This is a genomic window from Streptomyces albiflavescens (assembly GCF_014645835.1).
Classification (GTDB): domain Bacteria; phylum Actinomycetota; class Actinomycetes; order Streptomycetales; family Streptomycetaceae; genus Streptomyces; species Streptomyces albiflavescens.
Map to the genome: position 1 here is coordinate 172,124 of NZ_BMMM01000002.1, position 26,277 is coordinate 198,400.

General features: G+C 69.0%; 30 protein-coding genes, 1 tRNA gene and 1 riboswitch. Of the genes, 20 read left to right on the forward strand and 11 right to left on the reverse strand.

Annotated elements, in window-relative coordinates; genetic code table 11:
• The first annotated feature begins 74 nt into the window (after positions 1–74).
• The 4 genes from IEY95_RS05720 (at position 75) to IEY95_RS05730 (ending at position 2,038) form a co-directional block, all read left to right on the forward strand.
• A complete protein-coding gene (locus IEY95_RS05720; RefSeq protein WP_189184773.1) occupies positions 75–497 on the forward strand; it encodes a M67 family metallopeptidase in 423 nt (140 codons plus the stop codon).
• 79 nt (positions 498–576) lie between these two features.
• The gene (locus IEY95_RS50580; protein ID WP_313904860.1) at positions 577–678 is read left to right on the forward strand and encodes a putative leader peptide; all 102 of its coding nucleotides are present in this window, start codon (positions 577–579) and stop codon (positions 676–678) included.
• A gap of 113 nt (positions 679–791) precedes the next feature.
• Entirely contained in the window at positions 792–1,070 is a 279-nt protein-coding gene (locus IEY95_RS05725; protein WP_189184774.1) for a MoaD/ThiS family protein, read from the forward strand.
• A 17-nt stretch (positions 1,071–1,087) separates the two neighbouring features.
• Positions 1,088–2,038, forward strand: coding sequence for a PLP-dependent cysteine synthase family protein (locus tag IEY95_RS05730; RefSeq protein WP_189184775.1), 951 nt, complete (start codon positions 1,088–1,090; stop codon positions 2,036–2,038).
• 154 nt (positions 2,039–2,192) lie between these two features.
• Here IEY95_RS05730 and IEY95_RS05735 read toward each other — a convergent pair whose 3' ends face one another.
• Entirely contained in the window at positions 2,193–2,654 is a 462-nt protein-coding gene (locus tag IEY95_RS05735; RefSeq protein WP_189184776.1) for a type II toxin-antitoxin system PemK/MazF family toxin, read from the reverse strand.
• Positions 2,655–2,914: 260 nt separating this feature from the next.
• On the opposite strand from IEY95_RS05735, the gene IEY95_RS05740 reads away from it, so the two are divergent.
• On the forward strand, positions 2,915–3,667 hold the full coding sequence (locus tag IEY95_RS05740; protein WP_189184777.1) for an MBL fold metallo-hydrolase: 753 nt from the start codon (positions 2,915–2,917) through the stop codon (positions 3,665–3,667).
• 113 nt (positions 3,668–3,780) lie between these two features.
• On the opposite strand, the gene IEY95_RS05745 is transcribed toward IEY95_RS05740, so the two are convergent.
• Both IEY95_RS05745 and IEY95_RS05750 read right to left on the reverse strand, forming a co-directional pair.
• Positions 3,781–5,046: a PTS transporter subunit EIIC gene (locus IEY95_RS05745; RefSeq protein ID WP_189184778.1), complete on the reverse strand. Its 1,266-nt coding sequence runs from the start codon at positions 5,044–5,046 to the stop codon at positions 3,781–3,783.
• Between the two features lie 285 nt (positions 5,047–5,331).
• Entirely contained in the window at positions 5,332–6,621 is a 1,290-nt protein-coding gene (locus IEY95_RS05750) for a PTS transporter subunit EIIC (protein WP_189184779.1), read from the reverse strand.
• Positions 6,622–6,795: 174 nt separating this feature from the next.
• On the opposite strand from IEY95_RS05750, the gene IEY95_RS05755 reads away from it, so the two are divergent.
• The 4 genes from IEY95_RS05755 to rdgB all read left to right on the forward strand — a co-directional run bounded on the left by IEY95_RS05755 (position 6,796) and on the right by rdgB (position 9,190).
• On the forward strand, positions 6,796–7,029 hold the full coding sequence (locus IEY95_RS05755; RefSeq protein ID WP_189184780.1) for a PTS sugar transporter subunit IIB: 234 nt from the start codon (positions 6,796–6,798) through the stop codon (positions 7,027–7,029).
• Positions 7,030–7,269: 240 nt separating this feature from the next.
• Positions 7,270–8,016, forward strand: a complete 747-nt coding sequence (gene rph / locus IEY95_RS05760) for a ribonuclease PH (protein WP_189184781.1) — start codon at positions 7,270–7,272, stop codon at positions 8,014–8,016.
• A gap of 144 nt (positions 8,017–8,160) precedes the next feature.
• Positions 8,161–8,553 carry a hypothetical protein gene (locus IEY95_RS05765; protein ID WP_189184782.1) on the forward strand — a complete coding sequence of 131 codons (393 nt, stop codon included), beginning with the start codon at positions 8,161–8,163 and terminating at the stop codon, positions 8,551–8,553.
• 34 nt (positions 8,554–8,587) lie between these two features.
• Positions 8,588–9,190, forward strand: coding sequence for an RdgB/HAM1 family non-canonical purine NTP pyrophosphatase (gene rdgB, locus IEY95_RS05770; protein WP_189184783.1), 603 nt, complete (start codon positions 8,588–8,590; stop codon positions 9,188–9,190).
• A 52-nt stretch (positions 9,191–9,242) separates the two neighbouring features.
• Here rdgB and IEY95_RS05775 read toward each other — a convergent pair.
• The 3 genes from IEY95_RS05775 to IEY95_RS48760 form a co-directional block, all read right to left on the reverse strand.
• A tRNA-Leu gene (locus IEY95_RS05775) sits at positions 9,243–9,327 on the reverse strand.
• 53 nt (positions 9,328–9,380) lie between these two features.
• Positions 9,381–9,662: an HNH endonuclease gene (locus IEY95_RS50365; protein WP_308429280.1), complete on the reverse strand. Its 282-nt coding sequence runs from the start codon at positions 9,660–9,662 to the stop codon at positions 9,381–9,383.
• 212 nt (positions 9,663–9,874) lie between these two features.
• The gene (locus IEY95_RS48760) at positions 9,875–10,531 is read right to left on the reverse strand and encodes an HNH endonuclease signature motif containing protein (protein WP_229702601.1); all 657 of its coding nucleotides are present in this window, start codon (positions 10,529–10,531) and stop codon (positions 9,875–9,877) included.
• A 174-nt stretch (positions 10,532–10,705) separates the two neighbouring features.
• Here IEY95_RS48760 and IEY95_RS05785 point away from each other — a divergent pair, with 174 nt between their 5' ends.
• Positions 10,706–11,272 carry a GNAT family N-acetyltransferase gene (locus tag IEY95_RS05785; RefSeq protein WP_189184785.1) on the forward strand — a complete coding sequence of 189 codons (567 nt, stop codon included), beginning with the start codon at positions 10,706–10,708 and terminating at the stop codon, positions 11,270–11,272.
• On the opposite strand, the gene bcp is transcribed toward IEY95_RS05785, so the two are convergent.
• On the reverse strand, positions 11,215–11,682 hold the full coding sequence (bcp, locus tag IEY95_RS05790; RefSeq protein WP_189184786.1) for a thioredoxin-dependent thiol peroxidase: 468 nt from the start codon (positions 11,680–11,682) through the stop codon (positions 11,215–11,217). The genes IEY95_RS05785 and bcp overlap by 58 nt on opposite strands.
• A gap of 133 nt (positions 11,683–11,815) precedes the next feature.
• Here bcp and IEY95_RS05795 point away from each other — a divergent pair, with 133 nt between their 5' ends.
• The 3 genes from IEY95_RS05795 (at position 11,816) to sugE (ending at position 13,058) form a co-directional block, all read left to right on the forward strand.
• A complete protein-coding gene (locus IEY95_RS05795; RefSeq protein WP_189184787.1) occupies positions 11,816–12,154 on the forward strand; it encodes a DUF3618 domain-containing protein in 339 nt (112 codons plus the stop codon).
• Positions 12,155–12,251: 97 nt separating this feature from the next.
• Entirely contained in the window at positions 12,252–12,554 is a 303-nt protein-coding gene (locus tag IEY95_RS05800) for a GroES family chaperonin (RefSeq protein WP_187285621.1), read from the forward strand.
• A 70-nt stretch (positions 12,555–12,624) separates the two neighbouring features.
• Positions 12,625–12,707: riboswitch (guanidine-III (ykkC-III) riboswitch) on the forward strand.
• 30 nt (positions 12,708–12,737) lie between these two features.
• Positions 12,738–13,058 (forward strand): quaternary ammonium compound efflux SMR transporter SugE, encoded by a 321-nt coding sequence (sugE, locus tag IEY95_RS05805; RefSeq protein WP_189184789.1) that lies wholly within the window; start codon positions 12,738–12,740, stop codon positions 13,056–13,058.
• Between the two features lie 50 nt (positions 13,059–13,108).
• Here the strand turns inward: sugE and IEY95_RS05810 are convergent, their stop codons facing one another.
• Positions 13,109–15,667 (reverse strand): transglycosylase domain-containing protein, encoded by a 2,559-nt coding sequence (locus IEY95_RS05810; protein WP_229702603.1) that lies wholly within the window; start codon positions 15,665–15,667, stop codon positions 13,109–13,111.
• Between the two features lie 202 nt (positions 15,668–15,869).
• Here IEY95_RS05810 and IEY95_RS05815 point away from each other — a divergent pair, with 202 nt between their 5' ends.
• From IEY95_RS05815 to IEY95_RS05830, 4 genes are all read left to right on the forward strand, one after another.
• Entirely contained in the window at positions 15,870–16,670 is an 801-nt protein-coding gene (locus IEY95_RS05815; protein ID WP_189184791.1) for an ABC transporter permease, read from the forward strand.
• A 34-nt stretch (positions 16,671–16,704) separates the two neighbouring features.
• On the forward strand, positions 16,705–17,571 hold the full coding sequence (locus tag IEY95_RS05820; RefSeq protein WP_229702737.1) for an ABC transporter permease: 867 nt from the start codon (positions 16,705–16,707) through the stop codon (positions 17,569–17,571).
• A gap of 11 nt (positions 17,572–17,582) precedes the next feature.
• Positions 17,583–18,593, forward strand: a complete 1,011-nt coding sequence (locus tag IEY95_RS05825) for an ABC transporter ATP-binding protein (protein ID WP_189184792.1) — start codon at positions 17,583–17,585, stop codon at positions 18,591–18,593.
• Between the two features lie 63 nt (positions 18,594–18,656).
• The gene (locus IEY95_RS05830; protein WP_189184793.1) at positions 18,657–19,517 is read left to right on the forward strand and encodes a DUF1707 SHOCT-like domain-containing protein; all 861 of its coding nucleotides are present in this window, start codon (positions 18,657–18,659) and stop codon (positions 19,515–19,517) included.
• Positions 19,518–19,681: 164 nt separating this feature from the next.
• On the opposite strand, the gene IEY95_RS05835 is transcribed toward IEY95_RS05830, so the two are convergent.
• On the reverse strand, positions 19,682–21,016 hold the full coding sequence (locus IEY95_RS05835; RefSeq protein WP_189184794.1) for an SGNH/GDSL hydrolase family protein: 1,335 nt from the start codon (positions 21,014–21,016) through the stop codon (positions 19,682–19,684).
• A gap of 421 nt (positions 21,017–21,437) precedes the next feature.
• Here IEY95_RS05835 and IEY95_RS05840 point away from each other — a divergent pair, with 421 nt between their 5' ends.
• The 3 genes from IEY95_RS05840 to IEY95_RS05850 all read left to right on the forward strand — a co-directional run bounded on the left by IEY95_RS05840 (position 21,438) and on the right by IEY95_RS05850 (position 24,925).
• Positions 21,438–22,808 (forward strand): DUF445 domain-containing protein, encoded by a 1,371-nt coding sequence (locus IEY95_RS05840; protein ID WP_229702605.1) that lies wholly within the window; start codon positions 21,438–21,440, stop codon positions 22,806–22,808.
• Positions 22,809–22,859: 51 nt separating this feature from the next.
• Complete coding sequence (locus IEY95_RS05845) at positions 22,860–24,362, forward strand: MFS transporter (RefSeq protein ID WP_189184796.1); 1,503 nt, start codon at positions 22,860–22,862, stop codon at positions 24,360–24,362.
• Positions 24,363–24,460: 98 nt separating this feature from the next.
• Complete coding sequence (locus tag IEY95_RS05850) at positions 24,461–24,925, forward strand: hypothetical protein (protein ID WP_189184797.1); 465 nt, start codon at positions 24,461–24,463, stop codon at positions 24,923–24,925.
• A gap of 107 nt (positions 24,926–25,032) precedes the next feature.
• On the opposite strand, the gene IEY95_RS05855 is transcribed toward IEY95_RS05850, so the two are convergent.
• A complete protein-coding gene (locus IEY95_RS05855; protein ID WP_189184798.1) occupies positions 25,033–25,542 on the reverse strand; it encodes a levansucrase in 510 nt (169 codons plus the stop codon).
• A 56-nt stretch (positions 25,543–25,598) separates the two neighbouring features.
• Positions 25,599–26,075, reverse strand: a complete 477-nt coding sequence (locus IEY95_RS05860; protein WP_189184799.1) for a hypothetical protein — start codon at positions 26,073–26,075, stop codon at positions 25,599–25,601.
• Positions 26,076–26,277: the final 202 nt, after the last annotated feature.

Below are 26,277 nucleotides of genomic sequence, written 5' to 3' on the forward strand. Positions count from 1 at the left end.
TCCCTGGTTCACCATGTGGGCCGCTCTGTACCACCCTTCGGTACGGAGCGGCCCTTCTGCTTATCCTGGCCAGCATGCTGACCATCACCCAGGCCCTCTTCGACCAGATCGTCGCGCACGCGCGCCAGGACCACCCCGACGAGGCGTGCGGCGTCGTCGCGGGTCCGGTGGGCAAGGGCCGCCCGGAGCGCTTCATCCCGATGCTGAACGCGGCCCGCTCGCCCACGTTCTACGAGTTCGATTCGCAGGACCTGCTGAAGCTCTACCGCGAGATGGACGACCGCGACGAGGAGCCGGTGATCATCTACCACTCCCACACGGCGACCGAGGCGTACCCCTCCCGCACCGACATCTCGTACGCGAACGAGCCCGGCGCCCACTACGTGCTGGTCTCCACGGCGGACGCGGACGCGGCCGGCCCCTTCCAGTTCCGCTCGTACCGGATCGTCGAGGGCGAGGTCACGGAGGAGGAGGTCAAGGTCGTGGAGGCCTACTGATCTCACCTGTCGGCCGAAAACCGTCCGGAATGCGAGATCACACTCCGGGACCCGGACCGGGAATCGATACGATGAGCCCATGGTTTCCCACGACGTGAGCGACAAGACGCCGGGCATGCTGCTCGTGGCGCGGCTGCACGTCGACCTGTGCAGGCTGCAGAGCGCCATCTGTACGCGCTGATCCCTGCCGCCGCCGTACGGCCGTGAGCCGCGGCTCCGCAACCGGCGTACTCCCTGCTTTTCGCGCTGCCGCGCGCCCACCGACTGACTTCCTCCCGACAGGAGCCCCAAGCCATGGCCATCGAGGTCCGCATCCCCACCATCCTCCGCACCTACACCGGCGGCGAGAAGGCCGTCGAGGGCGGCGGCGCGACCCTCGCCGAGCTCCTCGCCGACCTCGAGACCCGGCACGCGGGCATCCAGGCCCGCATCGTGGACGGCGGCGAGCTGCGCCGCTTCGTCAACGTCTACCTGAACGACGAGGACGTCCGCTTCCTCGACGGCATCAACACCAAGCTGACCGACGGCGACAACGTCACGATCCTGCCGGCCGTCGCCGGTGGCATGGCCTGATCGGCTGCTGGCCTCCCATGCGCTACGACTCCCCGCTCGCCGCGGTGGGCAACACCCCTCTGGTGCGCCTGCCGCGGCTCTCGCCGTCCGCGGACGTCCGCATCTGGGCGAAGTTGGAGGACCGCAACCCGACGGGTTCGGTCAAGGACCGTCCGGCCCTGCACATGATCGAACAGGCGGAGAAGGACGGCCGGTTGACGCCCGGCTGCACGATCCTGGAGCCGACCTCCGGCAACACCGGCATCTCGCTGGCCATGGCGGCCAAGCTCAAGGGCTACCGCATGGTGTGCGTGATGCCCGAGAACACCTCGCAGGAGCGCCGTGACCTGCTCGGCATGTGGGGCGCGGAGATCATTTCCAGCCCCGCCGCGGGCGGCTCCAACACCGCCGTGCGCGTCGCCAAGGAGCTGTCGGCCGAGCACCCGGACTGGGTGATGCTCTACCAGTACGGCAACCCGGACAACGCCGGCGCGCACTACGCGACGACGGGTCCCGAGATCCTCGCCGACCTCCCCTCGATCACCCACTTCGTGGCGGGCCTGGGCACCACCGGCACGCTGATGGGCGTCGGCCGATTCCTGCGCGAGCAGAAGCCCGGCGTCAAGATCGTCGCCGCGGAGCCGCGCTACGACGACCTGGTGTACGGCCTGCGCAACCTCGACGAGGGCTTCGTGCCCGAGCTGTACGACGCGTCGGTCCTCACCTCCCGCTTCTCGGTCGGCTCCGCGGACGCGGTGACCCGTACCCGGGAACTCCTCCAGCAGGAGGGCATCTTCGCGGGCGTCTCCACGGGGGCCGCGCTGCACGCCGCGATCGGCGTCGGCAAGAAGGCCGTCGCCGCCGGCGAGTCCGCCGACATCGTCTTCGTCGTGGCCGACGGCGGCTGGAAGTACCTCTCGACGGGCGTCTACACAGCGGCGACCACAGAGGAAGCGATCGAGACGCTGCGGGGGCAGCTCTGGGCGTAGGGACGCGGCCCGTCCCCGACTGCGCAGTTCCCGGCGCCCCCTTCAGGGGCGCGGGGAACTGCGCGATCTTTTAGGGGCGCGATCTTTCAGGGGGGTCTGGGGTCGGAGCCCCAGGTAAGGGACGAGCAGGGGCAGAGGGGGCGCCCCCCCGGCCTCAGCCCGCCAGGTAGCGCACCTGGTCCCACAACACCGGGTCCACGACCCCCACCCGGCGCCGGAAGTCCCACACGGACATGTCCCGCAGCTCATCCGTCTCCAGGAAGCTCGCCCGCCCGTGCGCATCCCCCACGGCCCCGGGCGGCAACGGAATCACCCCGGCCCGCTCATCGTGGTACTTGCTGGTGATCTTCGCGACGGTAGCGCGATCCCCCCGCACGGCCAGCACCAGGCAGGGCCGGTCCTTGACCCCCGGCCCGTCCTCGTACGGAACATTCGCCCACCAGATCTCCGCCGGCCGCGGCCGAGGCGCCCCCCGCCGCCGCAGCACACCCGCCCGTCCGGGCGGACGAGTACGCTGGGCAGGCCGACGCCCACGGCGCCCCCAGCCGTCCACCAGCGTCGCGACCAACGCGAGCAGCACCACCGCCGCCAGCGCGAGCCACCAGGACGTGTCCATACCAATGAAGGTACCGGCGCGTATCCCCGCTCGCCCCTCGCCCGGAACGACCCGCCGGGGCGCGGCCCACTCCACGTCCATCCGAACCGGTGACACCACAGGTGAGTTCGCCCACAACAGCCCCTGGCAGAGGGGCGACCGGCCCTTTTGCCCCTTACGCTCGACGGACCGCACGACCCCCGTTTTCCGTAACTGCTCCGAGTATCTGCACCCCGCATCTACTCTCTGCACTTCCTGCCAGCGCGGAGGTTCCAGCTCTTATGAAGCTCACCGTCGTCGGCTGCTCGGGGTCGTTCCCGTCCGCGGAATCGGCCTGCTCGAGCTACCTCGTAGAGGCCGACGGCTTCCGGCTGCTTCTCGACATGGGCAACGGTGCCCTTGGCGAGCTGCAGCGCCACTGCGGTCTCTACGACCTCGACGCGATCTTCCTCAGCCATCTGCACGCCGACCACTGCATCGACATGTGCGCGTACTTCGTCGCGCGCTACTACCGCCATGACGGCGGTCGCTGCGATCCGCTCCCCGTCTACGGACCCGAGGGCACCGAGCAGCGCCTGACCACCGCGTACGCGGACACCCCCACGGCCTCCTCGATGAGCGAGGTCTTCGACTTCCACACGGTCAAGCCGAGCACGTTCGAGATCGGCCCGTTCACCGTGCACACAGAGCGGATGCGCCACCCCGTGGAGGCGTACGGCATCCGGGTGGAGCACGAAGGGAAGTCGCTCACGTACTCCGGGGACACGGGGGTGACCGAGGCCCTGGACGAACTCGCCCGCGACACGGACCTGTTCCTGTGCGAGGCCGCGTTCACCCACGGCAAGGAGAGCATCCCCGACCTCCACCTCAACGGCCGCGAGGCGGGCGAGACCGCCGCCCGTGCCGGCGCCCGCCGCCTCCTGCTCACCCACATCCCGCCGTGGACGGACTCCCAGGCCAATCTGGAGGACGCGCGCGCGGCGTACTCGGGTCCGGCGGAACTGGCGATGCCTCGACTGTCGTACGAGATCTGACGGCTGACGTACGAGATCTGACGGCTGTCGTACGAGATCCGACGGCCGAGCCCCCTACGCACGACAAGGCCCCCGGAGAGCGCTCCGGGGGCCTTGTCGCGTGTCGGGGGAGGCTACTTGGCCTCGGCCTTCTGCAGCTCCGCCAGCTCCTCGTCGGACTCACGGCCCGGCGTCGGCAGGTTCCACTTCGTGATCGCGAAGCGGAAGACGACGTAGTAGACCGCCGCGAAGCAGAGGCCCACCAGGACCAGGCCCCACGGGTTGGTCGCGATGCCGAGGTTCAGGCCGAAGTCGACCGCGCCGGCCGAGAAGCCGAAGCCGTCCTTCATTCCGAGGGCCCAGGTCAGCGCCATGGAGACACCGGTGAGCACCGCGTGGATCGCGTACAGGACCGGCGCGATGAACATGAACGTGAACTCGATCGGCTCGGTGACACCCGTGACGAAGGAGGTCAGCGCGAGCGAGAACATCATGCCGCCGACGACCTTGCGGCGCTCGGGACGGGCGCAGTGAACGATCGCGAGGCAGGCGGCCGGGAGCGCGAACATCATGATCGGGAAGAAGCCGGTCATGAACTGCCCGGCGGTCGGGTCACCGGCCAGGAAGCGCCCGATGTCACCGCTCTTGCCGTGGTACTCGCCCGCCTGGAACCACGGGAACGAGTTCAGCAGGTGGTGCATGCCGATCGGGATCAGCGCGCGGTTGGCGACACCGAAGATGCCCGCGCCGACGGCGCCCGAACCGACCAGCCACTCACCGAAGTTGTGCAGACCCGTGCCGAGGACCGGCCAGATGTAGCCGAAGACGATGCCGATCAGCAGGCCCGCGAAGGCGGAGAGGATCGGGACGAGCCGGCGGCCGCCGAAGAAGCCGGCCCAGTCGGGCAGCTTGGTGCGGTAGAAGCGCTGGTAGAGCAGGGCGACGACGATGCCCATCACCACGCCGCCGAGGACCTTGGCGTCCACCGGCGCGTCGACCATGACCACCTTGCCGTCGACGGCCGTGGCCACCTTGGGCAGGTTCTTGTCGGAGAAGGTCGCCAGCACGTTCTTGAAGACCAGGTAGCCCACCACGGCCGCCAGCGCCGTCGAACCGTCCGACTTCTTCGCGAAGCCGATCGCGATGCCCACGGCGAACAGCAGCGCCATGTTGTCGAGGATCGCGTTGCCGCCGGCCGACATGAAGCCGGCGATCTTGGTGAGGAACGTGGGGAAGGACGGGCGACCGAGCATGTCGGTGTTGCCGAGGCGCACCAGCAGCGCGGCGGCGGGCAGAACGGCGACCGGCAGCATCAGGCTTCGGCCGATACGCTGCAGAACAGCCATCGCGCCGGCGCCCTTCTTCTTGTCGGCCGCGGGAGCGGCGCTGGCCGTGGACACAACTTCCTCCTGGGGGTCCCCCCGGCCGGAGGCTGGGGGAGGGCAAGGCGCCGCCCAGGGGACAAGGGAGTTTGGGACGGCGTGGTCTACACCACTCAGTGGTGTAGACCTGTTGTAGCACGGTGAAGGCCGGATAAGGAACCCGCGAATTTTGCGGCCTGGACCATGCGGCCTGGACCATCTGGACAATAAGGGGAGGAAGCTGTTCCGGATAGGACGAAGGGCCCCCGGACCAGCAGGTCCGGAAGCCCTGTACCGCCTTCGTGGGGAAGTCCTACGGAAGTCCTACGCCTTAGTGATGTCCTCCCGCTCCTCCTCCGGCTCCCGCCCCGGCGTCTTCAGGTCGAACTTCGTGATCGCGAACCGGAAGATCACGTAGTACACGACGGCGAAGCACAACCCGATCGGGGTGATCAACCACGGCTTGGTCGCCAGGTTCCAGTTGATGACGTAGTCGATGAGACCGGCGGAGAAGCTGAACCCGTCGTGCACCCCCAGCCCCCAAGTCACCGCCATCGACACACCCGTGAGCACCGCGTGGACCGCGTACAGCAGTGGCGCGACGAACAGGAAGGAGTACTCGATCGGCTCGGTGATGCCCGTGACGAACGATGTCAGCGCCACCGAGAGCATCAGCCCGCCGATCTCCTTGCGGCGGTTCGGCCGCGCGCAGTGCGTGATCGCCAGGGCCGCCGCGGGCAGCGCGAACATCATGATCGGGAAGAAGCCCGAGGTGAACTGGCCCGCGCTCGGGTCGCCCGCCAGGAACATGTTGATGTCACCGTGCTTCACCTGGCCTTCCGGCGTCGTGTAGGTGCCGAACTGGAACCAGATGGGCACGTTCAGGAACTGGTGCAGCCCGATCACGAGCAGTGCGCGGTTGGCCACGCCGAAGACGCCGGCGCCCCAGGCGCCCAGCCCCACCAGCCAGTCGCTGAAGTTCTCCAGTGCGTCACCGATCGGCGGCCAGATCCACAGGCACAGAGCGGCGAACGCGATGGCCACGAACGACATGATGATCGGCACCAGCCGGCGCCCGTTGAAGAAGCCGAGCCAGTCCACCAGCCTGGTGCGGTGGAAGCGCTGCCAGAAGTACGCGGTCATCAGCCCCATGATGATCCCGCCGAAGACCCCCGGATTCTGGTAAGTGAACGCCGTCACAGAGAAGTCGGGCGCCTGGCAGCCGATGTCCTGGATGACCTTCGCCTGCTGTGCGCAGCTCTCCGGGAACTCGTGCAGCACGCCGAAGTAGACGAGGAACCCCGCGACCGCCGCCAGCGCGGTGGACCCGTCCGCCTTCTTCGCCATGCCGATGGACACGCCGACGCAGAACAGCATCGGCAGCCCGAACTCGCCGTCCAGCAGCGCGCCGCCAGCGCCCTTCATCACCTTGGAGACGTTGTCCCAGCCGAGCCCGTCGGGGCCGAACACGTCCGGCTGCCCGAGCCGGTTGAGTATACCGGCGGCCGGCAGCACCGCGATGGGGAGCTGGAGGCTGCGGCCCATTTTCTGCAGGCCCTGGAACAGGTTGTTCCAGCGGGCTCGGGCGGGGGAGACAGCGCTGTCGGCACTCATCGGTGTCCTCCCGGCGGGGCCGGTTTGGCGACTGCCTGCACACTGGTGTAGACCAGTTGGCGACCGGTCGCTCTGTCGTGATCGCCATCATTCGGTACCTACGACATGACCGCTCGCGAAGATGGGCCAACTGTGGGTTACTGCGACAAAGCGGTTCGGATCAGGGAGTAGGACATGGCCACCAAGGCTGAGAAGATCGTCGCCGGGCTCGGCGGCATCGACAACATCGAGGAGATCGAGGGCTGCATCACGCGCCTGCGCACCGAGGTCGCCGACCCCTCGCTGGTCGACGAAGCCGCCCTGAAGGCCGCCGGCGCGCACGGAGTCGTCAAGATGGGCACAGCCATCCAGGTCGTCATCGGCACGGACGCGGACCCGATCGCGGGCGAGATCGAAGACATGATGTGAGACCCGGGGTTCCCGGGAACCTTGGCTCACCCCTGGTCGACCGGGGAACGTGCGGTCCGGACACCGAAGTGTCCGGACCGCGTTCGTGTCCGGACCGCGTTTTTGCGCGATGCGCCGGCCGGGCGGGCGGCTCGGTCGGGCGACGGTGGTACCCACTGACGGCCGCGACCGCCGGCCGTCGGACCCTCGGCTTCCGTGACCGGCGGCAGCCCCTCAGCCGTATACGGCTAGGCTCACCGCATGTCTCGAATCGACGGCCGCACCCCCGAACAGCTCCGCCCCATCACCATCCAGCGCGGCTGGAGCAAGCACGCCGAGGGCTCCGTCCTCGTCTCCTTCGGCGACACCAAGGTGTTCTGCACCGCCTCCGTCACCGAGGGCGTCCCGCGCTGGCGCAAGGGCAGCGGCGAGGGCTGGGTCACCGCCGAGTACTCCATGCTTCCCCGCGCCACCAACACCCGGGGCGACCGCGAATCCGTACGCGGCAAGATCGGCGGCCGCACCCACGAGATCAGCCGCCTCATCGGCCGTTCCCTGCGCGCCGTCATCGACTACAAGGCGCTCGGCGAGAACACCATCGTCCTCGACTGCGACGTCCTCCAGGCCGACGGCGGCACGCGTACCGCGGCCATCACCGGCGCGTACGTGGCGCTCGCCGACGCCGTCACGTGGGCGCAGAGCAAGAAGCTGGTGAAGGCGGGCCGCAAGCCGCTGACCGGCACGGTGAGCGCCGTCTCCGTGGGCATCGTCGGCGGCGTCCCCCTCCTCGACCTCTGCTACGAGGAGGACGTGAAGGCCGACACCGACATGAACGTCGTCTGCACCGGCGACGGCCGCTTCGTCGAGGTCCAGGGCACCGCGGAGGCGGAGCCCTTCGACCGCAAGGAGCTCAACGCGCTGCTGGACCTGGCGGTCGTGGGCTGCGACGAACTCGCGGCCATCCAGCGCGCGGCCCTGGAAGCGACGATCGAGGCAACCAAGCGTTAACGCTTCGCGTTCTAAGGGGTACGGGCGTACGGTCCAGCCGTGCGCCCCGCCGATCACGTCACGGGGCGAGTCGACCGCATCACCGGTCGAGCCGACCGCACCACGGGGTCGGACCACATCATGCCCACGGGGAGGGACCGTTCCATGGCCGCGCGCCACCGCCGCCGCACCGCCGCATTCGCCGTTGTCACCGCACTCGTCGCCCTGCCGGCGGCCGTCGGCTGCGACGCGGTCAACAAGGCCCTGGACTGTGTCCAGACCGCCGATTCCATCGCCGACAGCGTCACCGACCTCCAACAGGCCGTCGAGAACGCGGCGAACGACCCGACGCAGACCGACGAGTCCCTCAACTCGATCGAGAAGAATCTCGACAAGATCGGCGACAAGACCGACAACGCCGACGTCAACAAGGCGGTCGACGATCTCAACAAGGCCGTCGGCAATGTCCGTACGGCCATCAAGAACGGCGACAACACCCCCGATATCAGCCCGGTCACGGACGCGGCGGGCGAACTGACGAAGGTCTGCACCCCCTAAGGGCCGGCGGGTGAACTCGGAGATACTGGCGACCATGACCCGCCTGATCCTCGCCACCCGCAACGCCGGAAAGATCACCGAGCTGAATGCGATCCTCGCCGACGCAGGTCTCACGCACGACCTCGTCGGCGCGGACGCCTACCCCGACATCCCCGACGTCAAGGAAACCGGCGTCACCTTCGCCGAGAACGCCCTGCTGAAGGCCCACGCCCTGGCCCAGGCCACGGGCCTGCCCGCCATCGCCGACGACTCGGGCCTCTGCGTCGACGTCCTGAACGGCGCCCCCGGCATCTTCTCCGCCCGCTGGGCAGGCAGTCACGGCGACGACAAGGCCAACCTCGACCTCCTCCTGGCCCAGCTCGCCGACATCGACGAGCCCCACAGGGGAGCCCACTTCGCCTGCGCCGCGGCCCTCGCCCTGCCGGACGGTACGGAACGAGTGGTCGAGGGCCAACTGCGGGGCACCTTGCGCCACGCCCCGGTCGGCACGAACGGCTTCGGCTACGACCCGATCCTTCAGCCGGAGGGGGAGACCCGGACATGCGCCGAACTCTCGCCCGAGGAGAAGAACGCGATCAGCCACCGGGGGAAGGCGTTTCGGGCGCTGGTGCCGGTGGTGCGGGAATTGTTGAGCTGAGGCCGCGCACAAGAACGGCCTGCGTATCCATCGATTCGCAGGCCGTTTGCTGTGCGGCGGAAGGGATTCGAACCCTCAAGCCGTTTCACGGGCCACAGATCCTAAGTCTGCTGCGTCAGCCGTTGCGCCACCGCCGCTAGCCGTCTGACATGGTACCGGTCACGAGGCTGCCGGTGAGCAGGGGTTTCTGTCACGCCGCTTCCCGGCTTCGGCTGCCTCCCCTGCACCAGGTGCTGGTGATTGCATGACAGTTGGGACACAACAGCCGCAGGTTCTCGCGCCGATCATCGCTCCAGTCGCCGTTGACGTGGTCGATCTCCAGTGTCATGGGTTTGCCGTTCCACTCGGGTGGAGTCCCGCACATGTCGCACCGCTCAGGAACACCGATCTCCGACAGGGCTCGGCGCAGCAGAAGCGTGCGGGTGCGACGCGGCCCGTCGTGCTTGGCGAGGATGTCCTCTGCATGTCTCACCGGTGTGGTCCCGGGTTTTCCTCGCCGATGGGCTTGCCCGAGAAAGTGAGTGATCGAGAGCCTGTCTTGCTCGATCCACTCGCTCAGAGCGGCCCTTCGGCTGCCGTTGTCGGGAAACCCAAGCCTCCGTAGTGCCTCCGCCAGGGATGTCGAGTCGGCCACGACCCGGCGCAGTAGATGGGCTTCCGGCTTTGGGACGCGAGGGCGGCCGCTCACGAGGCCGACCCCGTACGGTGGCGCTTGTTCCTGCCTCGGTATGAGTCTGTTGTCGCATGGCAGTTGGGGCACAGCAGGCGCAGGTTCTCCGGCCGATTGTTCCGCCAGTTTCCGTCGACGTGGTCCACTTCGAGTGGCAGTGGACACCCTCGCCAGAGTGGTTCCGTGCCGCACAGTGCGCATTGCGCAGACCTGCCGAGATCCAGTAGGGCGCGCTTGAGTCGATCCGGGTGTTCCCGGCGCCTGTCCTTCGGCTCGTGTTGGACGAGGACCTGGTCGATCGTCCGCGGCCGTCGACCCTCCTTCGACCGGCGGGGGTGAGAGGTGAAGTGCGAGGTGTCGAGACCGTACTCCCTGATCCTGCGGCTGATGTTGGTGTGGTGGCCGCCCACAACTTCGAGGCCGAGGTGACGGAGTACGTCGTTCACTGACTCGGATGCCGCGACGGCGGGTGCGAGTACCGCTCTGCTCCAGCGCGTTCCCTCGCGCTCGAAGTGGGACGTGTTCACCCCCAGCCTCTTCATGCGTCCCCGGATGTACTGCCGAGTCGAACTCCTCGGATCCACCCCGAGCTTCGTCAGGGCCTCCGACAACGTCCGCGACGAACGGGCTGCCTCCTCCAGGCGTTCCTCGGTGTACGGGCTGACCGGCATGTTGTCCCTCCGTTCCGGTCACGCGTTCGTGACCTCGCACGGAGTAACGAACCGTTTATCGGATGGTCACGTCCGCCCCTTGGTATTCTGCTGATCAGCAGTCAGGCCTTCCGGGCTCGGACACATGTCCGCCGGGAGGCTTTTTTCATGCCCGAAAACCACAGGAGGGGGACCGTGCTCGACATCACCGTGCGTCGTGCGAACGCCGTCGACCGTCCTGTGCTGGAGCGCTTCTGGCCGCTGTTCCAGCACGACCTGTCCGGGTTCCGGGGCGGGCTGCCCGACCCGGACAGGTCGTTCCGCAGCGAGTGGCTGGAGGCGGAATGCACCGACGCCGACCGGGTGCCGTATCTGGTGACGAGCCTGGAGCGCCCCGTCGGGTTCGCCTTCGTGTGTAGCCTGGCCGGTCCGATTCGAGTGCTCAACAGCTTCTTCGTCGTGCGCGGGGCCCGGCGGGTGGGGATCGGATCGCGTGCCGTGCGGGAAGTCGTCGCCCGGCACCCGGGCCCCTGGGAGGTCGCCTTTCAGGACAACAACCCGCCCGCCGTGCGGTTCTGGCGCCGCGTCGCCGCCGAGATCGTCGGTGACGCATGGCTGGAGGAGCGCAGGCCGGTGTCGGGGCGACCGGACCTGCCTCCCGACGTGTGGATCTCCTTCCGACCCCGGATCCCCGGGACCCGACCTCAGATCCCCAGGTCCTTGATGATCTTCGCTACGTGGCCCGTGGCCTTCACGTTGTAAAAGGCCCGCTCGACCTTGCCCTCCTCGTCCACGACGATCGTGGAGCGGATGACGCCGACGTACGTCTTGCCGTAGTTCTTCTTCTCGCCGTAGGCGCCGTAGGCCTCGATGACGGTCGTGTCGGGGTCGCCGACAAGCGTCACCTTCAGGTTCTCCTTCTCCCGGAACTTGGCGAGCTTCTCGGGCTTGTCGGGGGAGACGCCGATGACGTCGTAGCCGGCGCTCGCGAGGACGTCGAGGTTGTCCGTGAAGTCGCAGGCCTGCTTCGTGCATCCGGGAGTCAGGGCGGCCGGGTAGAAGTAGACGATGACCTTGCGGCCCTTGTGGTCGGCGAGGGAGATCTCGTTGCCGTCGGCGTCGGGCAGGGTGAAGGCGGGGGCGGTGTCGCCGGGCTGAAGTCGCTCGCTCATCGGTACCTCACGTGGCCGGGGGATGGATACGGATACGGAACGAGCGTAATGGGGGGTGCCAAGGGGTGCGGCTCGGTCGGAGCTGACAGACTGTCGACCGTAGGGACTCGGACACGACCACGGAGGCAGCGCGGTGTCGGATACGTCGAGAACGTCGGATACCAGGACTCCGGCGCAGATCGAGGCGGACATCAAGAGCCGCCGCGAAACGCTCGCCGCGACGCTCGACGAGATCGGCGTGCGCGTGCACCCGAAGACGATCGTCGGGGACGCCAAGGCCAAGGTCGTCTCCCATGTCGATCACACATTGGGGCGCGCCTATGTCGGCGTCAACCGTGTCGTCAGCGATGTGAAGGGCCAGCTCGTGACGGAGGACGGTGCGCCGCGGCTGGAGCGCATCGTGCCGGTGGCCCTGGTCGTGGTGGGGATCGTCGGGCTGTTCGCCGTGGGGTCGCGGCGGCGCAGGGGCTGACCCACCGACGTACGAAAGCGGCCGAGGCAGGTAGGTTCGGGGTGTGAGCGCCAATCGGGAAAAGCACAGCACCCAACACGACAAGTTGCCCATCCGGATGCTGCACGACCGCGTACTGGTGCGGCAGGACGCCGCCGAGGGCGAGCGGCGTTCCGGCGGCGGCATCCTGATCCCCGCGACGGCGGCCGTCGGCCGGCGTCTCGCCTGGGCCGAGGTCGTCGCCGTCGGGCAGAACGTCCGGACGGTGGAGCCGGGCGACCGCGTCCTGTACGACCCGGAGGACCGTGCCGAGGTCGAGGTGCGCGGGATCGCGTATGTGCTGATGCGTGAGCGGGATCTGCACGCGGTGGCCGCGGACCGGTTCGAGGGGTCCGAGGACTCGACCGGCCTGTACCTGTAACGACCGACTTTGCCTGTGGATCGCAGGTGAAAGGGGCTGGTGACCCTCGTCACCAGCCCCTTTCGTCGTTGCTTTGCTACGTTTGAAGGACCCCGACGAGACGCGCCGTACCGGGCGGAGAGCGAGAGAGCCTCCGGGCAAAGACGACGCACCCCCTGTTGATCGACCACGGAGGTGCCTCTCATGGCCTGGGTTCTGCTGCTCGTCGCCGGTCTGCTGGAAGTCGGCTGGTCGATCGGCATGAAGTACACGGACGGATTCACCCGGCTCGTCCCGAGCGTCCTCACGGGCGCGGGCATCGTCGCGAGCATGGTTCTGCTGTCGTACGCCGCCAAATCCCTGCCCATCGGCACCGCCTACGGCGCCTGGGTCGGCATCGGCGCGGCCGGGGCGGCGGTGCTCGGCATGGTCGTGCTCGGTGAGCCGGCGACCGCCGCCCGGATCTTCTTCGTCTGTCTGCTGCTGGTGGCCGTGGTGGGACTGAAGGTCACCTCCGGTCACTGATTGCCACTGTTCGGCCCGGCCCGGTCCTGCTCAGGTGTCCCCGGCCTTCCTCAGTGTTTTCGTGGGGCGGGCCCGCTGAGCGGCCCCGTCCCTGCGGTGGTCCCGGTCGTCCCGCCGTCTGTGCTCCCGCCGTCTGTGCTCCCGCCGTCCGTGGTCCCCCCGTCCGTGGTCCCGCCGTCTGTCGTCCCGCCGTCTGTCGTCCCGCCGTCTGTCGTCCCGCCGTCCGTCGTCCCGCCGTCCGTCGACCCGCCGTCCGTCGACCCGCCCGTGGAGCCGTCCGTGGTGCCCCCGTCCGTCTGGCCTTGGGACTGCCCCTCGGTCTGTCCCTCGGTGTCCTGGCCGCCCGTCTCCGTGCCGCCGTCGTCCTGGCCGCCCGTCTCCGTGCCGCCGTCGTCCTGGCCGTAGGTGGGGGGCGTGCTGGGTACGTAGGTCGGGGGCTCCTGCTGCTCGGCGCCGGGCTGGAGCTGGAGGTCGAAGCTCGTCGCGGGGGTGCCCTTGAGGGCGGCCTTCGTGAACTGGGCCCAGATCTGGGCGGGAGAGCCGCCGCCGTTGATGCGGTTCTGGCCGAGCGCGCCGTACAGGGACTTGTGGGCGCCCGTCTCGGGGTCCTGGCCCATGACGGAGACGACGGTGGCGAGGTCGGGGGTGTAGCCCGCGAACCAGGCGGCCTGGTCCTCCTCTGCGGTGCCGGTCTTGCCCGCGGCGGGGCGGTCGGCGGCCAGCGCGGCCGTGCCGGTGCCGCCCTCGACGACGCTCTGCAGGATGGACGTGGTCGTGTCCGCGGCCTCCCGGCTCACCGCCTGCTCGCTGTCCTTGTCCGGCAGCTCCACATCCGGAGCGCCGTCCTTGGTGATCTTCTCGATGAGGGTGTACGTGCCGTGCTTGCCGTGGTTCGCGAGCGTGGCGTACGCCTCCGTCATGTCCAGGACGCTGGCGGTGGCCGCGCCGAGCGCGATGGACGGGGAGGCGGTCAGGTCGGGGGTGTTGGACGGGATGCCGAGGTTGACGGCCGTCTGCTTGACCTTGGCCGAGCCGACGTCCACGGCCATCTGCGCGTACACCGCGTTGACCGACTTGTCGGTGGCGGTGCGTACGGTGATGTCGCCGTACGAGCGGCTGTCCTCGTTCTCGGGCGCGTAGGAGCCGCCGCTCCAGCCCTGCACGGGGCGCTTGTTGGTGCCGTCGTAGATGGTGTTCGGGGTGATGGTGCGGCCGTCCTGCGTCCTCGAGCCGTTCTGCACGGCCGAGGTGAACACGAACGGCTTGAAGGTGGAGCCGACTTGGTAGTCGCGGCGGGTCGCGTTGTTGACGTACTGCTTGGTGTAGTCGATGCCGCCGTACATCGCGACGACCTTTCCGCTGGACGGGTCGATGGCGACGCCGCCCGCGCGGACGTAGTTGTCGACCTTGCGGTTCTTCTTGTCGAGCTTGTCCATCACCTGGTCGTCGACGGCCTTCACGAAGGCGTCCTGCTTGGGCTTCTGGAGGGTGGTCGTGATGCGGTAGCCGCCGGTGGTGAGGGTGTCCTCGTCGAGGATCTTGTTGCTCGTCAGGTAGTCCTTGACGGCCTGCACGAGATAGCCGCGCTGGCCCGACATGCCCGCCGAGCCCTTGGCCTGCTTCGGCATCGGGAACTTCACGTTGTTCCGGTCCGACGGGGTCAGCCACTTCTCCTTGACCATGCCGTCGAGTACGTAGTTCCAGCGGGCGACCGCCGCGGACTTGTTCTCGGGGTGCGCGATCACGTCGTACTCGCTCGGCGCGTTGAGGAGCGCGGCGAGGTAGGCGCCCTGGCCGACCGTCAGGTCCTTGGCGTCGACGCCGTAGTAGGCCTGGGCGGCGGCCTGGATGCCGTACGCGTTGCGGCCGAAGTAGCTGGTGTTGAGGTAGCCCTCGAGGATCTCGGCCTTGCTCTTCTCACGGTCGAGCTTGATGGAGATGAAGAACTCCTTGAACTTCCGCGTGGCGGTCTGCTCTTGGCCCAGGTAGTAGTTCTTCACGTACTGCTGCGTGATCGTCGAGCCGGACTGCCTGCCCTTGCCGGTGACCGTGTTCCAGCCGGCGCGGATCATCGCCGTCGGGTCGACGGCCGACTCGGAGTAGAAGTCGCGGTCCTCGGCGGCGAGGGCCGCGTGCTGGGCGTCCTTGGAGATCTGCGCGAGCGACACGTTCTCCCGGTTGACCTCGCCGTCGCGGGCGAGTTGGCTGCCGTCCGCGTACAGGTAGACGTTGCTCTGCTTGGTCGCGGCGGCGTTCGCGGGCGGGATCTTCACCAGGTAGTAGCCGAGCGCGAAGAGGCCGATCAGGAGCAGTAACACGCCGAGGGCCGTGCCGAGGACCATCCGCCAGGTCGGGAGGAGCCGACGCCACCCAGTGCGCTTCCGCTTCTGCTTCTTGCCGGGCTTGCCCGGTGCACCCTGTGGTCCCGGCCCAGGCTCCGGCCCTGGTCCCGGTGTCGATCCTGGTCCCGGTTCCGGTTCTGGTGCCGATCCCGGTTCCGGTTCCGGTGTCGATCCCGGTCCCGGTTCCGGTTCCGGTCCCGGTTCCGGTGCCGGATCCTTTGGTGCCCAGCCCTGGCTGTTCTGCTGCGGCTGCGGCTTGTTGCTCATTTGTCGCCGGACTCCTGTTTCGCGTGCGTACGTTCCCGTACGCCCTCGTACGCCTTGTGCGCCCCCTCTTGAAGACTGTCGCACCAAGCGTTCCGTTCCCTCGGCCCGGCGCGCGTCGCGCCCGGAAAATGCCTGGCGGGTCGCGTCAACCCGGGGCTAGGCTCCTGCGCTTTGGCTCAACGCGGCGAACAGGGGCGGAGTTGTGGGCACAGGGCGGTTGTACGCGGCCGTCGCCGTGGGCGGGTTCCGGCGCTTCGCCACCTATCGGACGGCCACGGCGGCGGGGGTGTTCACCAACACGGTCTTCGGGCTGATCCTGGCGTACGTCTTCATCGCACTGTGGGACACCAGACCGCACCTCGGTGGCTACGACCAGGCGCAGGCGCTCACCTATGTGTGGCTGGGCCAGGCGCTGCTCATGGTGGTGGCGGTGATGGGCGGGGGCTTCGAGGACGAGCTGATCGAGAGAATCCGTACGGGTGACATCGCGATCGACCTGTACCGGCCCGCCGACCTCCAGTTGTGGTGGCTGGCCCAGGATGCGGGCCGGGCGTTGTTCCACCTGCTGGGGCGCGGGGTGATCCCGCTCGCCTTCGGCGCGGTCTTCTTCGACCTGGCGCTGCCCGCCTCCCCGTTGACCTGGATCGCCTTCCTCCTCGCGGTGGTTCTCGGGGTGGTCGTCAGCTTCGCCCTCCGCTTCCTGGTGGCGCTGTCCGCGTTCTGGCTCCTCGACGGGGCGGGCACGGCCCAACTGGCCTGGATCACAGGGATCTTCTGCTCGGGGATGCTGCTGCCGCTCAACGTCTTCCCGGGCGCGCTCGGCGAGGTCGTACGAGCCCTGCCCTGGTCGTCGTTGATCCAGGCGCCGGTGGACGTCCTACTCGGAACCGCCGACCCGGTGGGCACCTACGCCTTCCAGGCGGCCTGGGCGGTCGGGCTGCTGGCGGCCGGGCGGCTGGTCCAGTCGGTGGCTACGCGCAGGGTGGTGGTGCAGGGTGGCTGACCCGGTGGACGAGAAGCCCGGGTTCGAGCGGTCGGTGCGTGGCGATGGGCCGGGGCGGGCCGACGCGTCGTGGGCCCGGCAAGGGGCGTACGCCCGTCTGCGGGAGGGAGTGCGCGCCTACGGCATGATCGCCGCCATGTGGATCCGGTCCACGATGGCCTACCGCGCCTCCTTCGTGATGACCACCATCGGCAACTTCGCCGGGACCGCCCTCGACTTCGTCGCGATCCTGTTGATGTTCTCCCAGGTCGACCGGCTCGGCGGCTACTCGCTGCCCGAGGTCGCCTTCCTGTACGGCGTCGCGGGCACCGCCTTCGGGATCGCCGACCTGGCGCTCGGCTCGATGGACCGGCTCGGGCGCCGGGTGCGCGACGGCACGCTCGACACGCTCCTGGTGCGCCCGGTGCCCGTCCTCGCCCAGGTCGCCGCGGACCGCTTCGCGCTGCGCCGCCTCGGCAGAATCACGCAGGGACTGCTGGTCCTCGGGTACGCCATCGCCGTACTCGACATCTCCTGGACACCGCTCCGGCTGCTGATGATCCCGCTGATGCTGCTCAGCGGCGGCGTCATCTTCTCGGCCGTGTTCGTGGGCGGCGCGGCCTTCCAGTTCGTCGCGCAGGACGCCTCCGAGGTGCAGAACTCCTTCACGTACGGCGGCAGTACGCTCCTGCAGTACCCGCCGACCGTCTTCGCCAAGGACCTGCTGCGCGGGGTGACCTTCGTGTTCCCGCTCGCCTTCGTCAACTGGCTGCCCGCGCTGTATGTGCTGGGCCGGCCCTATCCGCTCGACCTGCCGACGTGGGTCGCCTTCACACCGCCGCTGGTGGCGGCGGGCTGCTGTGCGCTGGCCGGGGTCGCCTGGCGCGCGGGGCTTCGGTCGTATCGGAGTACGGGGAGTTAGGGGAGTTGGACGTGGCAGTCGGCGTGCACAGTGAATTCAGCGGCGTGGAGGGCGACTTCATCGAGCTCGACGGCGTCGAGAAGGTCTTCGACGTGCGCAAGAAGACCGGCTTCCTGCGCAGCGAGCGGCGGCAGGTGCGCGCCGTCGACTCCCTCTCCTTCACAGTGCCGCGCGGTGAGATGGTCGGCTATATCGGTCCGAACGGCGCGGGCAAGTCCACCACGATCAAGATGCTGACCGGCATCCTCACCCCGAGCGGTGGCCGGCTGCGGGTCGCCGGCATCGACCCCTCGCGCGAGCGGACGCGGCTCGCGCAGCGCATCGGGGTCGTGTTCGGGCAGCGCACGACCCTGTGGTGGGATCTCCCGCTGATCGACTCGTACCGCCTGATGCACCGCATGTACCGGATCCCGGACGGGCGCTACCGCGAGAACCTCGACCGCTGTGTCGAACTCCTGCAACTGGCCGATCTGTTGGACGTGCCCGTGCGCCAACTCTCCCTGGGACAAAGGATGCGCGGTGACATCGCGGCCGCGCTGCTGCACGACCCGGACGTGCTCTATCTCGACGAGCCGACCATCGGCCTCGACGTGATCAGCAAGGCGCGGGTCCGGGAGTTCCTGCGCGATCTGAACGCGGAGCGCGGCACGACCGTCCTGCTCACCACGCACGACCTCACCGACATCGAGCAGCTGTGCCGGCGGGTGATGGTCATCGACCACGGGCGGCTGATGTACGACGGCCCGCTGACCGGGCTGCACGAGGTGGGGGAGAGCGAGCGGACGCTGGTCGTGGACCTGGAGCGGGAGCTTCCGCCGATCGAGGTGGAGTCGGCGCGGGTGGTGAAGGTGGAGGGGCCGCGGCAGTGGCTCGCCTTTCCCGCCGCTTCGTCGGCGGCTCCGCTCGTGGCGCGGATCGCGGCGGAGTATCCGCTGGTGGACCTTTCGGTGCGGGAGCCGGACATCGAGACGGTCATTGCCAAGATGTACGCACAGGGCGGCGCGGAGAAAGCGGTCTCCTAGCGAGGTCCTCGCGGATTGGCGGGCCGCATGGCCCGTGGGCCGGGGAACTCGTAGGCTGCTTACATGACCGACGACGAACTCCCGGAGCTGCGTGCCTCCGACGCCGATCGTGAACGAGTCGCCGAACAGCTGAGGGACGCCCTCGCGGAGGGCCGCCTCGACATGGAGGAGTTCGAGGAGCGGCTGGAGGCGACGTACAAGGCACGCACGTACGGAGAGCTGACGCCGATCACCCGCGATCTGCCGGGTGCGGCGGCCGCGGCCCCCGTCTCCATGGTCAAGCAGCCTGTGGAGAGCGGGAGTTGGGCGGGGCGGATCGTCGGCGGCGAGGGTTCGTCCTCGTGGGGGGTGGCGATCCTGTCGGGGCTCGAGCGCAAGGGGCGCTGGACCGTGCCCCGGCGCTTCAACTCCTTCGCCTTCATGGGCGGCGGCGAGATCGACCTGCGCGAGGCGAACTTCGCGGACCGTGAGGTGGTCATCAACTGCGTCGCCGTGATGGGCGGGATGAACGTCGTCGTACCGCCCGGCGTCGAGGTCGTCGTGCGCGGCATCGGCATCATGGGCGGCTTCGACCACCGTGAGGAGGGGCAGCCCGGTGAGCCCGGCGCTCCGCGCGTGATCGTCACGGGCTTCGCCTTCTGGGGCGGCGTCGGCGTCGAACGCAAACTGACCCGCGCCGAGCGGCTCCGCATCAAGGAGGAGCGCCGCCAGGAGAAACTCGAACGGAGGGCGGCCCGCAAGGAGTTGCAGGGTTCCCAGGGGGCGCGGAGCGACGGCCTGAGCGACATGTTCGACGCGCTCGACGAGGCCCGCGACCTGATCCGCGAACACCACGAGGACCGCCGCGAACGGCAAGAGGAGCGCAGGGAGCGCCACCGGGAGCGCCGCGAGGAGCGTCACCGCAGGCGCCACGGCGACTACTGAACTCCGGGCGACTGGAACGCCCTTCAGAGGGCGCGGGGTTGTGACATCACGCGGCTCCGTCACGTGGGCGCGACCAGCCGGGACGGCGCCGCGGCCGAGGGACCGCTAGGGCCTGTCGTCACCTTCCCGTCTGCCCCGCGACGACGGGAATGTGACGACGGGCCCTACAGCTGCGCCGGAGCCGACCCCTTCAGATCCTCCAGGTCGAACACCTCGGCCATCCGCTTGAACCCCTTGTCACTGGGATGCAGATGGTCCCCCGAGTCATAATCGCCCCGCAGCCGCCGGGGGTTGTAGGGGTCACGAAGCGCCGCGTCGAAGTCGACGACGGCGTCGTACACCTTCCCCGCACGGATCTCCGCGTTGACGGCCTGCCGTACGGCATTCCGCGCGTCCGTGTACCCCCGGTGCCCCTGAAACGGCATCAGAGTGGCGCCGACGACCCGCAGCCCGCGGGCGTGCGCCTGCCGCACCAGCTTCCGCAACCCGTCGGTGATGGTCCGGGGATCCACCTGATTCGGGTTGCGCAGAATGTCGTTGACCCCGAGGTCGATGACGACGGCCTTGACGTTCGTACGGTCGAGCACGTCACGCCCGAAGCGGGAGAGGCCACTTGGATTGTCGGCAGGGCGGCCGAGCCCCGCGGCCAGGATCTGGTTCCCGCTGATGCCCTGGTTGACGACGCTGTAGCGCGGCACGTCGTCCGATCCGGCCGCGTCGCGCAGCCGGTCCGAAAGGGCGTCGGTCCAACGGTGGTTGGCCCCGACCGTGGAGGTGATGCCGTCGGTGAGCGAGTCGCCCAGCACGACGACGGTGCCCGCCGACTCGTCGCTCAGCACGTCGAGGGCGGTCAGATAGCGCCAGTACTCGCTCTGCTCGGTGTACGCGGTGCCGGTCACGTCCTCCGTGCGGTCGCCGTCGGCGACGTACGACATCTGCCGCGCGTGCGGGTGGTAGGTGACCGGGCCGGACGGGGTGGGCGTGTACGTCGTCACGAGGACGTCCGAGCCGTGCGGGATCCGCACACGTACGGCGTCGCTCAGCACCTGCTCGCCGGCCGGGATGCTCACCGAGGTGCTGCCGCCGAAGGTGAGGCGGCGCATGGTGTCGGTCGCGGCGGCGGCGTTGTTCATGGTCGCGGCGACGGCGATCGTGGCGTGGGTGATGTTCAGCGGCTGCTGCCCGTAGAGGTTGGACAGCGTGACGCGGGCACTCGTGCCGCCGGTGTTCGCGTGCACGACGTTGCGCACGGAGCGGCCCGCCATGCCGGTCGTCTCGGTGCCGGGCTCGGCTCCGACGGGGGAGGCCGACCAGGCGCCGACCCAGGTGCCGGTGGAGGCGGGGGCGGCGGAGTTGTGCGGGGTGCGGCCGCCGGCGAGGTTGTTCTGGTCGCCGCCCTCGTCGGCCGAGACGCCGACGTATATGGCGGCGGAAAGAACCACGATCACGGTGATGATCGCGGCGAGCATGGCGCCGTGCCTTGCGGGGGCTGCTGACATTGGCTGCTCCGCAGCGGGCCCCGCACCCCCGGCGTGACGCTTGGTCATGCGGTGCGTGTCTCCTCGGGCGATGGGAGCCCGAGGCTCCGATGTGATCACCCCATGATGCGTCACGGGGTGGAAGAAGACCGACAGCGCCCCCTAGGGGGCTTCTGATGGATCTCCGCGGCGTCGCGACGCCCGGCACGCACTCTCGCCGCACCGGACAAAAGCCCTAGTAGCTCCGCTACGAGGACTTCCGCCCGGCACACCGAGAGCACGCACCGAACGCCGCTCCTTCTTCCACGGAGATCCATCAGAAGCCCCCTAAGGGTCCCCCCGGACGATTCCCCGACCGAACAGACGCCGGGAACTCCTGTTTCGTTCCAGGAGTCGGTCAGGAAGGGACAATGTGTACGAGGTCACCGGACGGGTGGAGCGGATGGAACGCACGAAACGGGAAGAAGCGGGTGCCGAAGGGCAGCATGCCCGGCCGGAGGCCGCCGTGAACCCCACGGTGACCGCCTCCGGGACGCCGCCTGGCCGGGCGATGACCTCCTTCAGTCCCGCCGACGAGGAGAAGCGTCGCGGCGTCCGCCGGATGAAGATCACAGCGACCGGCCTGCTGCTCTTCGTCGCACTGGTGTACGTCCTCGCCAAGTGGGCGGAGAACTCGGGAGCCGGTGTCTGGGCGGGCTATGTCGCCGCGGCCTCCGAGGCCGGCATGGTCGGCGCGCTCGCCGACTGGTTCGCGGTCACGGCCCTCTTCCGCCGCCCGCTCGGCCTGCCCATCCCGCACACGGCGATCATCCCCACCAAGAAGGATCAGTTGGGCGTCTCGCTCGGCGAGTTCGTCGGGGAGAACTTCCTCTCCCAGGAGGTCGTACGACAGCGGCTGCGCGCCGTCGGCATCGGCAGCCGGCTCGGCTCCTGGCTCGCCGAACCGGAGCACGCCGACCGCGTGACGGCGGAGCTCTCCGCTGCCCTGCGCGGCGCGCTCACCGTGCTCCGCGACTCCGATGTGCAGGCGGTCGTCGGTGAGGCGATCACACGGCGTGCCGACGCCCAGGAGATCGCGCCCGGCATAGGGAAGATGCTGGAGAAGATCGTCGCGGACGGCGGCCACAAGCGGGTCGTGGATCTGATCGTCGCGCGCGCCCACGACTGGCTGGTGCTGCACGACGAGCAGGTCATGGACGCGATCGAGGGCGGTGCCCCCGGCTGGACCCCCCGTTTCGTCGACAGGAAGGTCGGCGAGCGTGTCTACAAGGAGCTGCTCCGCTTCGTCACCGAGATGCGCGACGCCCCCTCCCACCCGGCCCGTGGCGCCCTCGACCGCTTCCTCACCGACTTCGCCTCCGACCTCCAGTCCGACACGGACACCCGGGCCCGTGTGGAGCGGCTCAAGGTCGAGGTCCTCGGCCGCGGCGAGGTCCAGGATCTGATCGCCTCCGCCTGGACGGCCGTACGGTCCATGATGGTGTCCGCCGCGGAGGACGAGCGCAGCGAGTTGCGGCTGCGGGTCCGGGCTTCCCTGCTGTCCCTGGGCGCCCGGATGTCGGTGGAGCCCAAGCTCCAGGCCAAGGTCGACAGCTGGGTCGAGGGCGCGGCGGTGTACGTCGTGACGACGTACCGCACGGAGATCACCTCGCTCATCACGGACACCGTCGCGGGCTGGGACGCCGAGCACACGACCCGGAAGATCGAGGCTCACATCGGCCGCGACCTGCAGTTCATCCGGATCAACGGCACGGTGGTGGGCTCGCTGGCAGGGCTGCTGATCTATGTGGTGTCGCGGGGGCTGGGAGCGTAGCCGCCCCCGCGCGGGGAACTCGGGCAGGGTTCGCTCAAGGGAGAGGGAGCCATGACCCCACCAGCCTCACCGGCGTCCGTACCGGGCTCCACCGGGACCGTCACGACGGACGTACCCGCCCGCCTGGATCGGCTGCCGTGGTCCAAGTGGCACTGGATGATCGTGATCGGCCTGGGAACCGTCTGGATCCTGGACGGCCTGGAGGTCACCACCGTCGGCAACATCGCGAGCCGGCTCTCCGAGGACGGCAGCGGCCTGTCCATCTCCTCAGCCCAGGTCACCGGTACCGCGGCGGCTCTCTATGTGGCCGGTGCCTGTGTGGGCGCCCTCTTCTTCGGCCGGCTGACCGACCGCCACGGCCGCAAGAAGCTCTTCATGGTGACCCTCGCCGTCTACCTCTCCGCGACCGCACTGACCGCGCTGTCCTTCGACGCCTGGTGGTTCTTCACCTTCCGCTTCCTCACCGGTTTCGGCATCGGCGGTGAGTACGCGGCCATCAACTCGGCGATCGACGAGCTCATCCCCGCCAAGTTCCGCGGCCGGGTCGACCTGATCATCAACGGCAGCTACTGGCTCGGCGCGATCGGTGGCGCACTGTTGTCCATCGTGATGCTGAACACCGACATCTTTCCCCAGGACCTCGGCTGGCGGCTGACCTTCGGTCTCGGAGTGGTCCTCGGGCTGGTGATCCTGCTGGTCAGGCGGCATGTGCCGGAGAGCCCGCGGTGGCAGTTCATCCACGGTCGCGGCGCGGACGCGGAGGCGCTGGTCAGCGAGGTGGAGCGGGAGATCGAGGAGGAGAGGGGCGAGCCACTGCCGCGTCCGCGGGGCGAGATCACCATCCAGCAGCGCAAGAGCATCGGCTTCGGCATCATCGCCAGGACCGTCTTCCGGCGCCATCCGAAACGGGCCGTGCTCGGCCTCGCCCTCTTCATCGGCCAGGCCTTCCTCTACAACGCGATCACCTTCGGCTTCGGCGCCATCCTCACCAAGTTCTTCGACGTGCCCTCCGGCGGCACCGGCTACTACTTCGCCGTCATCGCGGCCGGCAATTTCCTCGGCCCGCTGCTGCTCGGCAAACTCTTCGACACGGTCGGCCGCCGGGCGATGATCTCCTCGACGTACCTGATCTCGGGTCTGCTGCTCTTCGGCACGGCCTGGCTCTTCGACCAGGGCTCGCTGAGCGCGGTGACGATGACGGCGTGCTGGTGCGTGGTGCTCTTCTTCGCCTCGGCGGGCGCCTCCAGCGCCTATCTGACCGTCTCCGAGATCTTCCCGATGGAGACCCGGGCGATGGCCATCGCCTTCTTCTACGCCATCGGAACGGCCGCCGGCGGCATCAGCGGACCGCTCGTCTTCGCCGACCTCACGGAGTCCGGAGTCGTCGGCGACACGGTGCTCGCCTTCCAGATCGGCGCGGGCCTGATGTGCGCGGCGGGCCTGGTCGCCGCGTTCCTCGCGGTGAACGCCGAGCGACGCTCCCTGGAGGACATCGCCACACCGCTGTCGGTGGTACCGGCCGGGACCACCGCGCCCTCCACGCCGGCGACATGACGCCGTTGGGCGCCGCACGACTGAGTACTTGGCTGAGTAGGTGGTTCTGAGTACGCGTACTCTGTCGGCCGGCCGCCCGGGCCGGAACCCTCGTACGCATGACCGAGAAGCTGCTCCGCCCCTTGCGAACGCGCCCCTGGCCGGAACGCTGGCTGACGCGCGTGCTCGGCGCCGCCCTCTCCGCGGCGGCGTATCTCCTCTGCCTGCCCTGGGACCTGCGCAACCGTCCCGAGACGGCGGACTCGCCCGTCGAGACGACGCCGGTGACCGGCCTGGGCGTCGTGTTCCTCGTCCTGATCCTGCTGCTCCTCGCCGCCTACTTCGGCCACCGGGACGCGCTGGCCTGGCCGTTGCTGCTGGTGGCGGTGCCGCCGGCGACCCTGCTGTACGTGTCCCTGCGCACGCACCCCGGGCCGCCCGACGGCTTCGCGAACGCGTGGCCGCTGACGTGGGCGTTCTTCACGCTGCTGGGGGCCGCCGGGGTACTCGTCGTGGCCGCGGTGGCACGGCAGTTCAGGGCGGATCTGGTGGACGAGGAGCTGATCCTGGCCCACCACATGTGACACGAGGCGAGGCGCCGGGGGGCGCCTCAAGCCTCTCGCCGGCCGGGCCTCTCGCGTCGGCCAGGCCTCTCGCCGGCCAAGCGTCTCGCTGGCCGCCCACGGGCCTCTCACTGGCCGTAGAAGTACCGCGACCCCTTCTCGATGAAGTACGAGGCGTAGACGCGCCCGAGGGCCGGCTTGCCGCGGTACATGCCCACGTACTGGCGCGCGCTGTCGACCACGACAGGCCGCGTCATGCAGGCGAACTTGATGCGCTGCTGCTCCTCCGCCCACCGCACGGCGGCCGGATCGACCCGGTCGCTGACGAGCACCGGGAAGGCACCGACCCCGTTCTGCATGCCGACGGGGAGGCCGCCCTTGGTGTCCTTGGCGTACTTCATCACCTGGTCGGTGAAGGCGGAGATGGCGGGGACGGTTATCTCCGGGACCGCCGCGGCCACGGTGAACAGGTGCAGCTTCGTCGCCATCCAGCGCATCTTGAAGTCGGCCCGCCGCCCCACGAGGACGGGCACTCCGGCCCAGTTCTCCCACCGTGTGGCGCATCCGTCGGCCGTCAGCCGGCCCTCCACCGAGGCGAGGTAGGCCTGCGGCGCCGCTTGCTCTTGCTGTCCGTACATGGGCGGGATCCTAAGCCCCCGCGCCGGGCACTGGTCGTCGGTGTGTTCGGGGGGCGCTACGCCCCTGTGGTGGACCCCGGTCGAACGATCATCAGGATCGTGACGGTGGCCCAGAGGAGGTTGAAGACGCCGGTGAACATGGCGAGCCGAACGGTCGTTTTCCGCCCCACCGCGACCTCGCCGCCTCCTGCGTCCCAGCCACCCTCCGCGAACGCGGCCTGCCCGGGCAGGACCAGCGCGATGAGGACGACCGCGGCGAGGGCCGTCAGCGCGATCGAGACGATCAGCCAGGTGTCGCCGAGCACGCCCATGTTGCTCGCCGTGGCGAATCCGAAGACGGGAACGACGACGGCGACGGCGGCGTACACGCGACAAATGCGGTGCAGCAGCCGCACCGTCGACACGGCCTGGGCGTTCCCCGGCTCTGCCAGAACCTTGCGCGCGCTGGGCGGGAACATGCTGGCGGCGACGGTAATGGGCCCGATGGCGACGATCGCGGCGAGGACATGGACGGCGAGAAGGAACTTGGTCACGGGGTGACGTTATGCGCGGCGCGGATCTTGCAGAAGTGGCACTTTTGCCACCACCTCACGGATTCTCGCCACAGGTACCTGCGGATTCTCGCCACGGGACCCACCAGGAGGTTTTCCAGCGGTCTCGGGGCATCTCCCGTGGCCCCACCGGACAAGGGTGCCGGGAACTCCGGGTGTGCGACCCGGCTGACCACAACCTGTC

Excerpts from the sequence above, each read along its gene's own strand:
- IEY95_RS05740 (WP_189184777.1), top strand. The coding sequence starts at position 2,915 with ATGAAGCTCACCGTCGTCGGCTGCTCGGGGTCGTTCCCGTCCGCGGAA.
- IEY95_RS05730 (WP_189184775.1), top strand. The coding sequence starts at position 1,088 with ATGCGCTACGACTCCCCGCTCGCCGCGGTGGGCAACACCCCTCTGGTG.
- sugE (WP_189184789.1), top strand. The coding sequence starts at position 12,738 with ATGGCCTGGGTTCTGCTGCTCGTCGCCGGTCTGCTGGAAGTCGGCTGG.
- rdgB (WP_189184783.1), top strand. The coding sequence starts at position 8,588 with ATGACCCGCCTGATCCTCGCCACCCGCAACGCCGGAAAGATCACCGAG.
- IEY95_RS05765 (WP_189184782.1), top strand. The coding sequence starts at position 8,161 with ATGGCCGCGCGCCACCGCCGCCGCACCGCCGCATTCGCCGTTGTCACC.
- IEY95_RS05835 (WP_189184794.1), bottom strand. The coding sequence starts at position 21,016 with ATGTCAGCAGCCCCCGCAAGGCACGGCGCCATGCTCGCCGCGATCATC.
- IEY95_RS05845 (WP_189184796.1), top strand. The coding sequence starts at position 22,860 with ATGACCCCACCAGCCTCACCGGCGTCCGTACCGGGCTCCACCGGGACC.
- bcp (WP_189184786.1), bottom strand. The coding sequence starts at position 11,682 with ATGAGCGAGCGACTTCAGCCCGGCGACACCGCCCCCGCCTTCACCCTG.
- IEY95_RS05720 (WP_189184773.1), top strand. The coding sequence starts at position 75 with ATGCTGACCATCACCCAGGCCCTCTTCGACCAGATCGTCGCGCACGCG.
- IEY95_RS05840 (WP_229702605.1), top strand. The coding sequence starts at position 21,438 with ATGGAACGCACGAAACGGGAAGAAGCGGGTGCCGAAGGGCAGCATGCC.
- IEY95_RS05850 (WP_189184797.1), top strand. The coding sequence starts at position 24,461 with ATGACCGAGAAGCTGCTCCGCCCCTTGCGAACGCGCCCCTGGCCGGAA.
- IEY95_RS05755 (WP_189184780.1), top strand. The coding sequence starts at position 6,796 with ATGGCCACCAAGGCTGAGAAGATCGTCGCCGGGCTCGGCGGCATCGAC.
- IEY95_RS48760 (WP_229702601.1), bottom strand. The coding sequence starts at position 10,531 with ATGCCGGTCAGCCCGTACACCGAGGAACGCCTGGAGGAGGCAGCCCGT.
- rph (WP_189184781.1), top strand. The coding sequence starts at position 7,270 with ATGTCTCGAATCGACGGCCGCACCCCCGAACAGCTCCGCCCCATCACC.
- IEY95_RS05830 (WP_189184793.1), top strand. The coding sequence starts at position 18,657 with ATGACCGACGACGAACTCCCGGAGCTGCGTGCCTCCGACGCCGATCGT.
- IEY95_RS50580 (WP_313904860.1), top strand. The coding sequence starts at position 577 with ATGGTTTCCCACGACGTGAGCGACAAGACGCCGGGCATGCTGCTCGTG.
- IEY95_RS05735 (WP_189184776.1), bottom strand. The coding sequence starts at position 2,654 with ATGGACACGTCCTGGTGGCTCGCGCTGGCGGCGGTGGTGCTGCTCGCG.
- IEY95_RS05750 (WP_189184779.1), bottom strand. The coding sequence starts at position 6,621 with ATGAGTGCCGACAGCGCTGTCTCCCCCGCCCGAGCCCGCTGGAACAAC.
- IEY95_RS05800 (WP_187285621.1), top strand. The coding sequence starts at position 12,252 with ATGCTGCACGACCGCGTACTGGTGCGGCAGGACGCCGCCGAGGGCGAG.
- IEY95_RS05810 (WP_229702603.1), bottom strand. The coding sequence starts at position 15,667 with ATGAGCAACAAGCCGCAGCCGCAGCAGAACAGCCAGGGCTGGGCACCA.
- IEY95_RS05725 (WP_189184774.1), top strand. The coding sequence starts at position 792 with ATGGCCATCGAGGTCCGCATCCCCACCATCCTCCGCACCTACACCGGC.
- IEY95_RS05855 (WP_189184798.1), bottom strand. The coding sequence starts at position 25,542 with ATGTACGGACAGCAAGAGCAAGCGGCGCCGCAGGCCTACCTCGCCTCG.